This is a genomic window from Flavobacterium sp. YO64 (assembly GCF_004119505.1).
Taxonomy (GTDB): Bacteria; Bacteroidota; Bacteroidia; order Flavobacteriales; family Flavobacteriaceae; genus Flavobacterium; species Flavobacterium oncorhynchi.
Genome location: NZ_NRQV01000018.1, coordinates 34,931 through 50,832, shown reverse-complemented (window position 1 = coordinate 50,832; position 15,902 = coordinate 34,931). Strand labels below are relative to the sequence as shown.

Genomic DNA, 15,902 nt, shown 5'->3' with positions numbered 1-15,902 from the left:
TTAAAATGAATAAAAAAATTCAACTTCAAGATCTAGGAAACAGAGATTATAAATCGACGTGGGAATATCAGGAAGAGCTTTTTAAAGCTATAGTTGATTTAAAAATCAAAAATAGAAGGGAAGAACTCGATTTGCCAACTCCCAATTATTTATTGTTTGTTGAGCATCCGCATGTTTATACTTTAGGCAAAAGTGGTGATTTAGAAAACTTGTTGTTAAACGAGAAACAGCTTGAAGCTAAAGGAGCAACTTTTTACAAAATTAACCGCGGAGGAGATATTACTTATCACGGACCGGGGCAAGTTGTGGGTTATCCAATTCTAGATTTAGAAAACTTCTTTACAGATATTCATAAATATTTACGTTTCTTAGAAGAAGCAATTATTCTGACTTTGGCAGAATATGGATTAGAGTCGGGCAGGAGTGAAGGCGAAACTGGAGTTTGGCTTGGTGTTGGTACACCATTTGCCCGTAAAATATGTGCAATGGGCGTTCGTGCTTCGCGTTGGGTTACCATGCACGGATTTGCATTAAATGTAAATGTAGATTTAGGATATTTTGATAATATAATTCCATGTGGTATTCGTGGTAAAGGTGTTACCTCTTTAAACGTTGAACTTGGCGTTGAACGAGTTGATGAGGAAGAAGTGAAGTCTAAAATAAATAAACATTTAGCTCATTTGTTTGAAGCTGAATTTATTACAGAAAAATCGAATTAAAACTAGTTTTAGTTTTTTGAATATTTAGTTTATACCTATTGAATATAATTGCTTTTATGTAAATTATATTCAACGGGTTTTTCTGTTTTAGATATGGATATGATCGATAAAAAGGCAATTTTAGATAGTTTAAGACTTCCTGAAAATGAGCTGGAGGAATTATCGAATATCTGCGAGCATAAAATAATTGATAAAGGAGATTATTTTATTGTGGCAGGTCAAATTCCGCGTAAGATGGCTTTTGTTTTAAAAGGATTGTTTCGATATGTTTATAGTAATGAAAATGGTAACGAGTTTACAAAAAGCATCATTACCGAAAACAACTTTATAAGTTCCTATTCAGCAATGATTCATAATAGTATTTCTCATTTTTCTGTAGAAGTTTTGGAAAATGCAGAAATTTTAGAAATTGATTATTTGAGATGGCTGGAAATGAAAGAGAAAAACTCTTTTTGGAGTGTTTTTTTACTTCAAATATTAGAAAAAGCTTTTTGTGTTAAAGAGAAACGAGAGCGGGAATTACTGCTTTTGGATGCAGAAAAACGATATGAAATTTTTGTTGCTGAGTTTCCAAATTTAGAAAGTAGAGTTTCGCAGCAAATTATAGCTTCATATTTGGGTATTCAACCTGAATCACTTAGTAGAATTAGAAGAAAATTTAAGACTTAACATAGATCAATGCATAGTTTTGCGACGATGGGTATTTTTGATGCTTAATTTAAATATTGAGCTATGAAAATCACGAATAGTACTGTCGTTATTACTGGAGGAAGTTCAGGTATAGGATTTGAAATGTGTAAACAGTTTTTAAAACAAGGTAATACAGTAATTACTTGTTCACGTTCTGTTGAAAAACTCAAAGAAGCTCAAAGAATACTGCCCGATCTAATTGTTTATCCTTGTAATATTGCAAATGAGCATGAATGTGAAGTGTTTGCAAAATGGATTGAGGCTTCTTACCCTCAGATAAATATCTTGATTAATAACGCTGCGATTGTTCATAGAACGGCTTTTATAGAAGATGATTTGATTTTGCAAAAAATGAATGATGAAATTTCAACCAATTTTGAAGCTCCAGTTCGTTTGATAAAATTGTTGTATCCTATTTTAATCAAAAATAAAAATTCTAAAGTTATAAATATTACAACTGGTTTGGTGTATGTGCCAAGAGGTGTTTATACTTTTTACAATGCTGTAAAATCAGCCTTACACTCCTTTACCCAAGTCTTAAGGTATCAGCTTAAAAATGAACCAATACAGATTATTGAGGTGTTATTTCCAGTTGTAAATACACCTTGGCATAATGGTAAACCTCCTAAAATTGCTATATCTTCAGAAAAGGCTGTTGCAGAAATGTTTAAAGGGCTTGCTAAGAATAAGTTGGAAATAAGAATTTCGAAGGTGAAATTATTATACCTGCTTTTTAGAATTGCTCCGCATTTTGCATTCAAAAAAATAAATAGTTTGAATTGATAGTTTTTATTGTAAAATCAAATGAAGCCAATTTTTGCTTTATGATTTAAAATTCTAGAGTTAATTGATCAGGTAAAAGTCTGAAACTCATTCGGTGATATTTTGTTGTTCCGTATTTTTTAATTGCTTCTCGATGCTCTTTGGTTGGGTATCCTTTGTTTTTTTTCCAGTTATACATTGGAAATTCTTCGTGAATTTGATCCATATATTCATCTCGATAAGTTTTTGCTAATACTGATGCCGCTGCAATACTTAGAAATTTGGCATCACCTTTCACAATACTTTTGTTTGGAATAGATTTTAACAATTCTATTTCAGCAGGAGAGAACTGTTTTCCAACCGTATTTTTTAGCCCTAGTTTTGCATTCAAGGCACGGTTTCCGTCTACAATAATATATTCAGGAACTTGACTTAATTTTAAGATGCATTCCTGCATTCCCTTCATTGATGCATTTAAGATATTTATTTCATCAATCTCATCAGGAAATAAATGTGTTACTGAAAAACAGAGCGATTGCTCTTCGATAATTGGTTTTAATAGTGCACGCGTTTTTTCAGACAATTGTTTACTGTCATTTAAAATTGTATTCTCAAAATCTTTTGGAAGAATTATAGCCGCCGCTGTAACAGGTCCTGCTAGACAACCACGTCCTGCTTCATCTGTTCCTGTCTCTAATGTAAATCCTGAATAATTAAGCTGCAGCATCTAGTTCTTTTTTTGAAGTGCAAATATTGTATTTTTTTTCAAAATTTATTAAAAAGGCAAATTGATCAATATCAGTAGAACATATGTATGTTTTCTTTGAATTTTATTTAGATGGATAAGGTGTAGTTCGATAAAATAATTCAAAACACAAATTGTATTTCGTACCAAGATGTTAATTTGTCTTTGATACGTGTTTTTTAATACTGTTTAAATTGAAGATTACTTTCATTTTAGTTAAGATATACTCTAATTCGTAAACAGATCATGTAGTAATTGTATTTTTTCTCAGCTGCATCTATTATGTTAAAAAAAATAAAAACTATTGAATCGAAAGTGGGGTAATTTTTGGGCTTTCAATTGCAAATAATGAACTTAAATAACTAGTTAAGTGTGGAAATGTGCCTTTTTGTTATTTTTTTTGTTAGGATAATTGTTACATTTTAAACAAAACGCACTCTGTTTTAAGGGTTTTGTTACAGTTTAAAATGTTAATATTATGTTAAAATTGTAAAATTAGATATATTCCAGATAGAGCTGTATTGTTATATATAATAGGGTTTTAGCTAAAAAATGTTGATTTACTGCGTTTTACTGTTAATGCGCTATTAAAGTAATGTTGGTGTTCTGTTAAAAAGGCTCTTGTTATTTTAAGAAATAATTAAGATGTTTGTCGCATACTAATTCAAATATATACCAAAATGAAATTAAAATTACAATGGATCTATTCGCTATTGATAGCGCTTTCTATTCAGTTTTCTTATGCTCAAGAGAGGACTGTTACAGGTATCGTTTCGGGTGATACAGGAGTTATTCCAGGAGTTAATGTTATTGTTAAAGGAACAAAAGTTAGTACACAAACAGATTTTGATGGAGGTTTCTCTATTAAAGCTAAAACTGGTGATGTACTTCTTTTTTCTTATGTTGGGATGGATCAGGTTACAGCTGTTGTAGGACCTTCTTCTACAGTAAATGTTAAAATGAAAGATTCAGGGAAAGCTTTAGATGAGGTGGTTGTTGTTGCCTATGGAAAAGCAAAGAAAAGTTCTTATACAGGTTCTGCTGCTTCGATCAAAGCAGAAGATTTTGCAAATAGAGCAGTAACAAACGTTTTATCTACAATTGAAGGAGCTACTTCAGGTGTTCAAATTCAAAGTGCGTCTGGACAACCAGGTGCTGCTCCAGCAATTAGAATACGTGGTTTTAGTTCTATCAATGGATCAAATACACCGTTGTACGTTGTAGACGGAGTGCCGTTTGCAGGTGATATTAGTACTTTGAATTCTGCTGATATTGAAAGCTTAACAGTTTTAAAAGATGCATCTTCAACTTCTCTTTATGGATCAAAAGCTGCTAATGGTGTAATTATTATTACTACTAAAACAGGTAAATCATCAAAAGATAAGTTCTCTTTAAATGTAAGTCAAGGTTTGACTTCAAGATTGATTAAAGAATACGATAGAGTTAGTGCTTTTGATTACTATCCTTTGGAGTGGGAAGCTATTAGAAATAGCCGTGCAATGGGAACACCAGCTCAAATAGCTGCTGCTAATACATATGCATCTGCCAATGTTCAACCTCTGTTGGTTACAAACCCATTTAATGTTCCAAATGGACAAGTTGTTGGAACAGATGGTAAATTAAATCCAAATGCTCAACTTTTGTATCCAAATGATTTAGATTGGACTAGAGAATTAGAAAGAGCTGGAACAAGACAAAATGCTGATTTTTCTTACCAAGGTAAATCTGATAAATCAAATTATTTTGCTTCTTTGGGGTATCTTAATGAAGAAGGATATCTTCAAAATTCTGATTATGAGAGAATTTCTGCTCGTTTAAATATTAATACTACTTTTAATGATTGGTTAAAGACTGGAATTAATTTATCAGGAACTACAACTGATTCTAATTTGGCGGTAAACGGAGTTGATAATTCAACTTCTGTTAATAATCCATTTAGAGCAACTAGATTTATGGGGCCTATTTACCCTGTTTATGATCATAAACCAAATGGAGATTTTTTATTAGATCCAATTACTGGGGATAAAATTTATTCAATTAGTAGAGGTGCTAGTGCTGCACCAGGTAGAAATATTGTTTATGAAACATTAAACAATACCGATAATCAAAAAGGGACGGCTTTATCAGCAAGAACATATGTTGAGTTCAAATTTTTGAAAGATTTTAAATTTACTGCAAATGCAGCGCTGGATAAAACATATTTTAACAGAACGTATTCTTATAATCCAGAAATTGGTGATGGTGCTCCAACAGGGTTAATGGCTAAAGAGAATAGAGTTCTAACTGGTGTTACTTATAATCAGTTATTAAACTATGATAAAAAAATTGGAGAGCATACTATATCAGTTTTATTAGGACATGAAAGTTTTGATTACGAAAGAGAATGGTTAAATGGAACTAAAACAGGTCAGGTTTCGCCAGATAACGTAGAGTTTATTAATTATGCTACGGTAACAGACTTAAATTCTTATACAAGAAATTACGGAACTGAATCTTATTTTTCAAGAGTTGGATATGACTATAAAGATAAATACATCCTTTCAGGATCTTTTAGAAGAGACGGTTCTTCAAAATTTACAAAAGATAACCGTTGGGGTAATTTCTGGTCAGTTGGTGGTGCTTGGGTACTTACAAAAGAAAGCTTCTTAGAAAATAGCGGTTGGATTAATGAATTGAAATTAAGAGCTTCTTTTGGAGAAGTTGGTAACGATTCTCATATCAACCATGACGATTTAAGTTTTTATGCAGGTCAATCTACTTTTAGTTTAGGATATGATAATGGAAGTGAAGGTGGAGTTGTTACAAACGCTAGTGGAGCTGCAAATTTAAAATGGGAAAAAAATACTCAGAAAGATATTGCTGTTGAATTTGGATTGTTTAAAAACAGACTTAGAGGTAGTGTTGAGTATTATAACAGAAGCACAGATGATTTGATCTTTTCTGTACCAAATCCTTTATCTTCAGGACTTGATAACAGAATCGAAAATATTGGTTCTATGTTTAATAGAGGTTTCGAAGTTTCTTTAGACGGGATTGTTGTAAAAACAGCTGATTTTTCTTGGGGATTGAATGTAAATGCATCAACAATTCACAACGAAATTACTAAGCTTCCACAAAAGGAGATTATTAATGGAACTAAGAAATTAATGGTTGGACAGTCTATGTATGACTACTGGTTGAGAGATTGGTATGGTGTAGATTCAACAGACGGATATGCTCTGTATGTATCAGATCCAACTTTAATTGTAGCTGGTGATATTACTCAAAGAGTGGTGAATGGAGTAAATGTAACAACAGATCCAAATAAAGCATTATACCATTATGCTGATTCAGCAATTCCTGATTTGTTTGGAAGTTTTGGTACTAACTTTGAATATAAAGGTTTAAGATTAGAAGTTTTATTTGCTTATCAAATTGGTGGAATGATGTATGATACTAATTATGCGTCACTTATGCATACTGGAAGCAGCTACGGATCAGCTTTAAGTGTAGATGCTCTTAACAGATGGCAAAAACCAGGTGATATCACTGATGTTCCAAGAATGGATGTTAGTAGAAACACACAGTCAAGCGCTGCTTCTGACAGATGGTTGATAGGTTCAGATTATTTATCTTTAAGACAAGTTAACTTATCTTATAAAATGCCATCAGAATTAATCTCTAAATTAGGAGTAGACAATGCTACCTTGTATGTAAATGGTGAAAATTTACTTTTATTCACTAAACGTCAAGGAATGGATCCAAGTCAAACTTTTAATGGAACAACTCAAAATAGATACATGCCATCTAGAGCTATTACATTAGGGTTAAACTTAAACTTTTAAAAAATAATATTATGAAATCAAATTATATAAAACAGATATTTATTGCAATATCGTTATTAGCACTGACGTCATGTTCAGAAGATTTTTTAGATAAAAAACCGACGGAATTTGTTGATTACGACGGGGCGACTAAAACTACTGAAAATTTAATGACGCTTTTAAATGGTATACATAGATCATTGTATATCAGATATGAAAGTAATCAGAATGAGAATGGACTAGGGGGAATGATGCAACAGATGGATATCGTTGGAGATGATTTAGTTTATCCTTCTAATAACACTTGGTTTTTACAAGTTTACAACTGGAATGGTGTAGCAAATGAAAATGCCCAAGATGTTAGATTTCCATACCGTACTTATTATAGAATAATTAGAAATGCTAACACTATTTTAGGTGCAGTTGATGCGTCAACAGGTCCAGACGCAGATAAAAAAGTGTTAAAAGGTCAAGCTTTGCTTTATAGAGCATTTTCTCATTATCAATTGGTTCAGATATTTGGTAAAAGATATGTTAACGGAGTTGATAATTCACAAATGGGTGTTCCTCTTGCTTTAACTGTTAGCGATCAACCTATGGCTCGTGCAACTGTTGAACAAGTTTACACACAAATCAATAAAGATTTAGATGAAGCAAATACGTTATTAGTAGGTTACACAAAACCAAATAATTCTCATTTAGGTTTAAGTGTAGCACAAGGTTTGAAAGCTAGGGTAGCATTAACTCAAGGAAATTGGGCTATTGCTGCAGATTATGCTGCTAAAGCTAAAACGGGTGTAGCATTAATGAATGCTGAAGAATATGTAAAAGGGTTTAATGACTTTAACGCTAAAGAATGGATGTGGGGAAGTCATGTTAACGAAGTTCAAACAGATTATTTTGGTAATTTTGGGGCTTACATGTCTAGAAATTTTAATTCAACAGTTATCCGTGTTTGTCCTAAGGCTATCAACAGTAAGCTTTACAACTTAATCCCAACAACTGACGTACGTTCAAAGTTGTTTGACAAAACAGGGGCACATGCTTCATTAAATCTTTCATCAGCTTTTACTAAATTTCCTTATACAAGTCAAAAATTCTTAGCGGTAAGTACTGGTGACGCTAGATGTGATATTCCTTACATGCGTGTTGCCGAAATGTATCTTATCGAAGCAGAAGCAAAAGCAAGATTAGGACAAGCTGATGCAGCTACTGTATTATTTAATTTAGTAAAAACTAGAGATACTGGATATACTTTGTCTACAAAAACAGGACAAGCTTTAGTAGATGAAATTTGGTTTCAAAGAAGAATTGAATTGTGGGGTGAAGGTTTTAGATTTTATGACTTAAAGAGAACAAATTCTCCTCTTGATAGATCAGGTGCTAATCATAATTCAACAATTACAAACGGAGTAATCAATGTTCCTGCAACAGACAAAAGATGGCAATGGTTGATCCCTAGAGCAGAGATCAATGCAAATCCATTACTTAAGCAAAACGAATTATAATAAATTGTAAAATTTAGTTTAATGGAATTTCTAATTTTTTAAAGATTTTACGATTATTAGAAAATTAAAACGAATGCCCAGATTAAGTTTGTTTTACAATAAATAATAAATATTTTGATTTTTCTTGAAAACCCCGTTTACGTTTGTAAACGGGGTTTTCATTTTAGAAGCGGTTATAAAAATGCAGGTATACTAACATTTTGTTTTTTTTCGTTTATACGTTTTTATCTTTTACCTTTGCTCGACAAATTTTGCCGAAATAATTTTATATAACATTATCAAATGAGAATATTCATTTTTCTATATCTATTAATTATACCAACCTTATTGTTTTCTCAAGAAAAGACTACTTCAAAAAGTAGTTTAGATATGAATTCAAAATATTCAAGTATAACAGACACTGTTAAAAAGAAGAAGGCGAAAATTGCTAAAATAGATCAATATCAGATTATTACTCTAGAGCATGATACTACTTATGTAGATACATCATTGACAATAAAAAGTGCATACAAACAAAACCATCTGCGAAAAGATCTTTTTGGACTGCTGGAGTTCTCAAATATTGGGCAGCCTTTAAATGTTTTACAATACAGTTTAACTAGTTTTTCTCCTTACCCAGAAATTGGCTTTTCGGCAATGCACTATAATTATTTGCAAGCAGATGATATTAGATATTATTCTGCAGCGACTCCTTTAACAGAGTTGTTTTTTAATACCACAATTAATAAAGGACAAAATGTAGACTCGTTTATTACTTTAAATACTTCAAAAAACCTTAATTTTTCTATTGCTTATAGAGGTTTACGTTCAGAAGGAGATTATATAAATCAGTTGGTAAGTTCAGGAAATTTTAGATTTACTACAAGTTATGCAACAACAGATAGAAGATATGCTTTAAATGCACACTTTACTTTTCAAGATAATTCAAACGAAGAAAATGGAGGTATTACCACACCAGAGGATTTTGAAAGTGATAATCCAGATTTTAAAAACCGTCAGCGATTACAAGTTTACTTGACAGATGCAAAATCTTTTTTGAAAGGAAAAAGATTATTTTTTGACCACGCTTTCAGAGTGAATCCAAAAAACGGAAATAATAATTTGTATATAAATCATCAGTTTAACTTCGAAAATAAATTTTTCGAATACAATCAACCTACTGTTCTTTCGACTGTTGACGGACAGCAAGTGCAGCGTTTTGGAGCGTCATATACTACAAGTGGTATAAATGACCAAACTCATTTTGAAAGATTGTACAATAAAGTTGGATTGGCTTATGAAAATTCTCTATTAGGGAAGTTTAATTTTTTTGTAGATGATTACAGATCAAATTACAAATATGATCGAATTTTAGTTGATAAATCAGGAGGAGTGGTTCCAGATAATTTATTTCTTCAGATCAATAATGTAGGTGGACAATATGAATATCAAAAGAATAAATGGAATGGTCGTTTTTTATATACAAGATCTATCACTAACCAGTCACTTTCTGATCTTGATGCAAAATTACGATATAACTTAAATGAGAAAATCCAGTTCGATTTTAAGTATAGAAACGTAAATAAACTGCCAAACAATAATTACAATTTATATCAAAGCAGTTATGTACAATATAACTGGTCGAATGATTTTAAAAATGAAAAAATTAATACGCTTGGAGCCAGCGTGTATACACCATGGCTAAATGCCGAGGTTCAGTATACAGTTTTAAACGATCATTTGTATTTTAAAGATGTTTCAACTCCTGCTCAAGTATTAGCACAAACACAAATTGTAAGACCGGAGCAGTACGGAAATGCTATTAATTATTTAGAAATAAAAGCAAGCAAAGAATTTAAATTTGGGAAATTTGCATTAGATAATACTCTTCTATATCAGAAAGTAGATCAATCTGATTTAATTTTAAATGTTCCAGATTTTGTAACAAGAAACACATTCTATTATTCAAATCACTTTTTTAAGAAAGCATTATTTGCACAAGCAGGTGTTGTCTTTAATTATTTTACAAAATATTATGGTAATGGATATAATCCGGTAGTTGGAGAGTTTTTTGTTCAAAATAATAAAGAGATTGGAAATTATCCACTTTTTGATCTTTTTATAAATGCAAGAATTCGTCAGACACGTTTTTATCTAAAAGCAGAACATATAAATGCTCTTTTTGCAAAAAGTGATTATTATTCGGCACCTAATAATCCTTATCGTGATTTTGTATTGCGATTTGGCTTAGTTTGGAATTTCTTCCAATAAAACAATAAAATTTATTTTATAATACCACATATTAAAACTTAAACAAAATGGACTTTTCAAAAAATATTTTAGAAACAATTGGTAATACACCATTGGTAAAACTCAACAAGATTGTTGCTGAAATTGATGCATTAGTATTGGCAAAAGTCGAGACCTTTAATCCAGGAAATTCTGTAAAAGACAGAATGGCTGTAAAAATGATTGAAGATGCAGAGGCAGATGGACGATTAAAACCAGGCGGAACTATTATTGAAGGTACTTCTGGAAATACAGGAATGGGGTTAGCACTTGTTGCAATCATTAAAGGATATAAATTAATCTGTGTAATATCAGATAAACAGTCTAAAGAAAAAATGGATATTCTTCGTGCTGTTGGTGCAAAAGTAGTAGTTTGTCCTACAGACGTTGAGCCTACAGATCCTCGTTCGTACTATTCAGTTTCAAAACGTTTAGCCGAAGAAACACCAAATTCTTGGTATGTAAATCAATACGATAATTTATCAAATTCATTAGCACATTATGAGCAGACCGGGCCTGAAATTTGGAAGCAAACCGAAGGTAAAATCACTCATTTTGTTGTGGGAGTAGGAACAGGAGGAACAATTTCTGGAGTAGGGAAATATTTAAAAGAGCAAAATCCAAATATTAAAATTTGGGGAATTGATACTTATGGTTCTGTTTTTAAAAAATACCACGAAACTGGAATTTTTGATGAAAACGAAATTTACTCTTATATAACAGAAGGAATTGGAGAAGATATTTTACCTAAAAATGTTGATTTTTCATTGATAGATGGATTTACAAAAGTGACTGATAAAGATGCTGCAGTTTATACTAGAAAAATTGCATTAGAAGAAGCGATTTTTGTTGGAAATTCAGCTGGAGCCTGTATAAAAGGCTTGCTGCAGTTAAAAGAACATTTTAAACCAGATGATGTCGTAGTTGTCCTGTTTCATGATTCAGGAAGCCGTTATGTAGGTAAAATGTTTAATGATGACTGGATGCGAGAGCGCGGATTTTTGGAAGAAAATGTTACCAAAGCTGAAGATGTTATTAAAGATCATATCGATAAAGAATTGATCGTTGTTCGTACAGAAGAATTAGTTTCTCATGCTATTGAGCGTATGCGTAAGTATAAAATCTCACAGATTCCAGTTGTTGATATAAACGGTTTCGTAGGTTCTGTTGATGAAACAGATCTGTTTAGGAGTTATGTTGCAGATAAAAATGTAGCTGAAAAACCGATAAAAGATGTAATGGGAAAACCATTTCCAATTGTAAAATTAGGAACTCCAATCGAAGAAGTTTCTAAACTTTTTACAAAAGAAAATGATGCTGTTTTAATTGATTTAGGAAATGGAAATCATCACATCATCACTAAATATGACATTATTGGATCTATTAAATAGAACAAAGTAATACTTTTATGAAACCATAAATCTATTTATTAACGATAGATTTATGGTTTTTTTATCCTATAAAATTTTTAAAATGAACTTTACTGCAATTGATTTTGAAACAGCAACGGGTTATCATCCATGTTCTGTGGGAATTGTTACTGTCGAAAATGGAATTATTGTAGATGAGTTTGTTACTTTAATAAAACCGCCAAATAACGAGTATAATCCATTTACGATTCGAGTACACGGTATTTATCCAAAAGATACGGTCAATTCAAAATCATTTTTACAGGTTTATCCAGAGATCGAAAAAAGATTAAAAAATAGAGTAGTTGTGGCTCACAACGAAAGTTTTGATCGCAATGTTTTGGTGAAATCAATGTTACTTTACGGATTAAATTATGAAGATTTAAATATCGCTTCTAAGTGGGAATGTACTGTTAAGATTTATAAAGCAAAAGGTTTAAAGCCTACAAAACTGAGCGATTGCTGCAGAGAAATGAAAATACAACTTAATCATCATGAGGCACTGTCAGATGCGCGTGCTTGCGCAAAACTGTATATGCTTCGATAAAAACATTTTATAATTTGTAAGAATAATAGTAAAAATGTTTATTTTTAGTTTTTATTTCAATTAAAAACCTAAAAATGAAAGAAGACTTTCTTCATTATCTCTGGAAATTCAAAAAGTTTGATACTCTGAATTTAAAAACAGTTCAAGGTGAATTAGTTACGATTATTAAAACTGGCGACTATTTGCAACGTTCTGGGCCTGATTTTTTTAATGCTTATATTAAAATTGGAGATCAAAAATGGGCAGGAAACGTTGAAATTCATCTAAAATCATCAGACTGGTATTTACATAATCATGAGAATGATTCAGCCTATGAAAATGTTATTCTGCACGTAGTTTGGGAGAATGATACTGCGATTTTTAGAAAAAATAATACTGAAATACCAGTTTTAGTCCTTAAAGATTATGTGAAAGCAGAAGTACTTGCAAATTATCAAAACTTGCTTTCTACTAAAACTTGGATTTCTTGCGAAAATCAAATAATTGAAATTGATGAGTTTGTTTTTAAAAATTGGCAGGAAAGATTGTTTTTTGAGCGATTAGAACGCAAATCAGAGCTTGTTTATAAGTTGTTGGAAGAATTCAATCAAGATTGGGAAGCTGTTTTGTTCTGTCTATTAGCTAAGAATTTTGGCTTAAATACAAATGGTTCTTCTTTCTTACAAATAGCCAAATCAATTCCCTTTTCAATTATTAGAAAAGAAAGTTTTGAAGCAGAGAATTTAGAATCTTTATTTTTTGGAACAGCCAATTTATTAAGTGAAGAGAAAGAAGATGAGTATTTTAAAGATCTAAAATTTAGATATTTTTATCTCTTACATAAATACCAATTAGAAAGATCTTACATCGATCCTCTTCAATTTTTTAAGCATAGGCCAGACAATTTCCCAACAATTAGGCTTTCACAATTGGCAGTTCTATATCATACACGTCAGAATTTATTCTCGAAGATTATTAGAATAAAATCAGTTAAAAGTGTTTACGAAACCCTGAACGTTTCTACTAGTTCTTACTGGAAAGGGCATTTTCAGTTCGATAAAGAAAGTCCAAAGAAAGAGAAAACACTATCAAAGTCATTCCTTGATTTAGTAATCATTAATACTATTATTCCAATTCAGTTTGCATATTCAACAACTATTGGAGAATCTATTTCCGAAGACTTAATTAGTTTTATGAATGAAGTCTCTCCAGAAAAGAACTCAATAATAGAAAAGTTCACCTCTTTTGGTATTAAATCAATAAATGCATTCGAAACTCAGACTTTATTGGAGCTTAAGAATGAGTATTGTAATAAAAAAGCTTGCTTGAAATGTGCTGTTGGAATGGAGCTTTTGAAAAAATAATTGGATAATTAGAAAATGTGATAATGAGATAATTTGTACTTTTGTAATCAAAAATCATCCTGATATAATTAGGATTAAAAAAAACTAAAAATGTCGGCTATTTTAAAATTAAAATTCTTTTTCGAAAAATATGGCTTTCATGTATCGTCAAGACTAGCAGACAAACTTGGTATGCGTGTAACAAGCGTGAGGTTGTTTTTTATTTACATCTCTTTTGTAACGGCTGGTTTGGGTTTTGGGGTTTATTTAACCTTAGCTTTTTGGATTCGATTAAAGGATTTAATACGTGCGAAAAGAACTTCAGTCTTTGATTTGTAATTTATAATAAGCATAAAAAAAAGGATCTTAAAGAGGTTAAACTCTAAGATCCTTTTTTATTTATATGCTAAAAATTATTTTTCCGGATTGTTTAATTTACTGTTTTTCTTACCGTATACAAAATAAATTAAGACACCTAATGCCATCCAAATTACTAGTCGTGCCCAGCTTTCGTTTGGTAAAGAATACATCAAAGCTAAACAAATTAGGATTCCTGCAATAGGTACAAAAGGAACTAAAGGAGTTCTAAATGATCTAGGTGCATCAGGCATTTTATAACGCATTACCATAACTCCAATACATACAAGAACAAACGCTAATAAAGTTCCAATGCTTACCATATGTCCTAAGTCACTTACAGGAACTAGTCCAGCAAATAGACTTACAAATATTAAAAAGAAAACATTGGTTTTCCAAGGTGTGCGGAATTTTGAATGTATTTCACTAAAGAATGGAGGTAATAAACCGTCTTTACTCATAGTGTAAAACACACGGCTTTGTCCCATAAGCATTACCAGAATTACCGAAGTGTATCCTGCTAAAATTGCAATGATTAAACCTGTTTGTAAAAAATCATATCCTGTAACAGCAAATGCAGTAGCAGCAGGTTTTGCATCTCCAGCAAATTTGTAGTAAGGTACAAGTCCTGTCATTACGTGAGCAAATAATACATATAATATTGTGCAAATTACTAAAGATCCTAAAATACCAATCGGCATTCCTTTTTGAGGATTTTTAGCTTCTTGAGCAGCAGTCGATACAGCATCGAAACCAATAAAAGCAAAAAATACAGTTGCTGCACCAGTTGCGATTCCTGACCATCCAAACTCTCCGAAAACTCCAGTATTTTTAGGAATATATGGAGTATAGTTGCTAGTATCAATAAATTTCCATCCTAAAACAATAAAAACGATAACTACAGCTACTTTTACTACAACTAATACATTGTTGATAGTTGCAGACTCTTTTGTTCCTTTAATTAATAATAATGAAAGCAGTGAAACAATGAATATAGCAGGTAAGTTTACAATTCCGCCTTCAATTACGGTACCATTACTAAGTGTTAAAGTTTCCCATGGAGAACAAATTAAGCTCGGAGGAAGATGAATGTTAAATTTTGCTAATAACTCTAATAGGTATCTAGACCAGCTTACACCAACTGTAGCGGCTCCTAAGGCATACTCTAAAACTAAATCCCAACCAATAATCCAAGCCATGAATTCTCCCATAGTGGCATAAGAATAGGTGTAGGCACTACCTGCAACAGGTATCATAGAAGCAAATTCGGCATAGCAAAGTCCTGCAAAACCACAACCTATAGCTGCTAATATAAATGAGATAGTTACTGCAGGTCCGGCATGTTCTGCGGCGGCAATTCCAGTTAAAGAGAATAGCCCAGCTCCAATGATGGCGCCAACTCCAAGTGCAACAAGCGAACGTGAAGATAAGGTTCTTTTTAGTCCTTTTTCAGATTCGGATGCTTCACCGAGCAATACCGAAAGAGGTTTAGTTTTCCAAATTGACATACTATAATATTGGTTTATTTGTTATTAAGCTCCAAATGTATCGTTTTTTGTAAAAAATAAAAACAATTATCATGTTTTAAGTTATAAAATATTTAAAATTTTAAAGAAACACTCGGTAAAGCCTTATGACAAGCTGACAATCATTAAATTAATTGATAGAAATTTGCGGAATGTATAATTCTGACAAAAGTTAAATTTTAATGTATTTTCTTGTTAAGTTTGGTAGTTTTCTTGTATTTTAGATCCCTTACAAATAGTTTAATT

At 31.6% G+C, this 15,902-nt stretch carries 12 protein-coding genes; 10 read left to right on the top strand and 2 right to left on the bottom strand.

Translation table 11 applies throughout. The features are described from left to right. The first annotated feature begins 5 nt into the window (after window positions 1–5). From lipB to BOW57_RS13900, 3 genes are all read left to right on the top strand, one after another. A complete protein-coding gene (lipB, locus tag BOW57_RS13910) occupies window positions 6–719 on the top strand; it encodes a lipoyl(octanoyl) transferase LipB (RefSeq protein WP_129023207.1) in 714 nt (237 codons plus the stop codon). Window positions 720–818: 99 nt separating this feature from the next. Then, window positions 819–1,388, top strand: coding sequence for a Crp/Fnr family transcriptional regulator (locus BOW57_RS13905; protein WP_241687449.1), 570 nt, complete (start codon window positions 819–821; stop codon window positions 1,386–1,388). A gap of 63 nt (window positions 1,389–1,451) precedes the next feature. Next, complete coding sequence (locus tag BOW57_RS13900) at window positions 1,452–2,192, top strand: SDR family oxidoreductase (RefSeq protein ID WP_129055058.1); 741 nt, start codon at window positions 1,452–1,454, stop codon at window positions 2,190–2,192. A 46-nt stretch (window positions 2,193–2,238) separates the two neighbouring features. On the opposite strand, the gene BOW57_RS13895 is transcribed toward BOW57_RS13900, so the two are convergent. Next, window positions 2,239–2,898 (bottom strand): ribonuclease HII, encoded by a 660-nt coding sequence (locus BOW57_RS13895; RefSeq protein WP_129055056.1) that lies wholly within the window; start codon window positions 2,896–2,898, stop codon window positions 2,239–2,241. 698 nt (window positions 2,899–3,596) lie between these two features. Between BOW57_RS13895 and BOW57_RS13890 the strand changes: the two genes are divergently transcribed. The 7 genes from BOW57_RS13890 (at window position 3,597) to BOW57_RS13860 (ending at window position 14,112) form a co-directional block, all read left to right on the top strand. After that, entirely contained in the window at window positions 3,597–6,740 is a 3,144-nt protein-coding gene (locus tag BOW57_RS13890) for a TonB-dependent receptor (RefSeq protein WP_129055053.1), read from the top strand. An 11-nt stretch (window positions 6,741–6,751) separates the two neighbouring features. Further along, window positions 6,752–8,227, top strand: a complete 1,476-nt coding sequence (locus BOW57_RS13885; protein WP_129055051.1) for a RagB/SusD family nutrient uptake outer membrane protein — start codon at window positions 6,752–6,754, stop codon at window positions 8,225–8,227. A gap of 282 nt (window positions 8,228–8,509) precedes the next feature. Further along, complete coding sequence (locus tag BOW57_RS13880; RefSeq protein ID WP_089053861.1) at window positions 8,510–10,477, top strand: putative porin; 1,968 nt, start codon at window positions 8,510–8,512, stop codon at window positions 10,475–10,477. Window positions 10,478–10,524: 47 nt separating this feature from the next. After that, window positions 10,525–11,886: a pyridoxal-phosphate dependent enzyme gene (locus BOW57_RS13875; RefSeq protein ID WP_089053860.1), complete on the top strand. Its 1,362-nt coding sequence runs from the start codon at window positions 10,525–10,527 to the stop codon at window positions 11,884–11,886. An 82-nt stretch (window positions 11,887–11,968) separates the two neighbouring features. Beyond that, window positions 11,969–12,451 (top strand): 3'-5' exonuclease, encoded by a 483-nt coding sequence (locus BOW57_RS13870; protein WP_129055049.1) that lies wholly within the window; start codon window positions 11,969–11,971, stop codon window positions 12,449–12,451. A gap of 74 nt (window positions 12,452–12,525) precedes the next feature. Further along, window positions 12,526–13,794, top strand: coding sequence for a DUF2851 family protein (locus BOW57_RS13865; protein ID WP_129055047.1), 1,269 nt, complete (start codon window positions 12,526–12,528; stop codon window positions 13,792–13,794). 90 nt (window positions 13,795–13,884) lie between these two features. Beyond that, window positions 13,885–14,112 (top strand): PspC family transcriptional regulator, encoded by a 228-nt coding sequence (locus tag BOW57_RS13860; protein WP_007810860.1) that lies wholly within the window; start codon window positions 13,885–13,887, stop codon window positions 14,110–14,112. 74 nt (window positions 14,113–14,186) lie between these two features. On the opposite strand, the gene BOW57_RS13855 is transcribed toward BOW57_RS13860, so the two are convergent. Then, complete coding sequence (locus BOW57_RS13855) at window positions 14,187–15,638, bottom strand: amino acid permease (protein ID WP_089053858.1); 1,452 nt, start codon at window positions 15,636–15,638, stop codon at window positions 14,187–14,189. Window positions 15,639–15,902 lie beyond the last annotated feature (264 nt).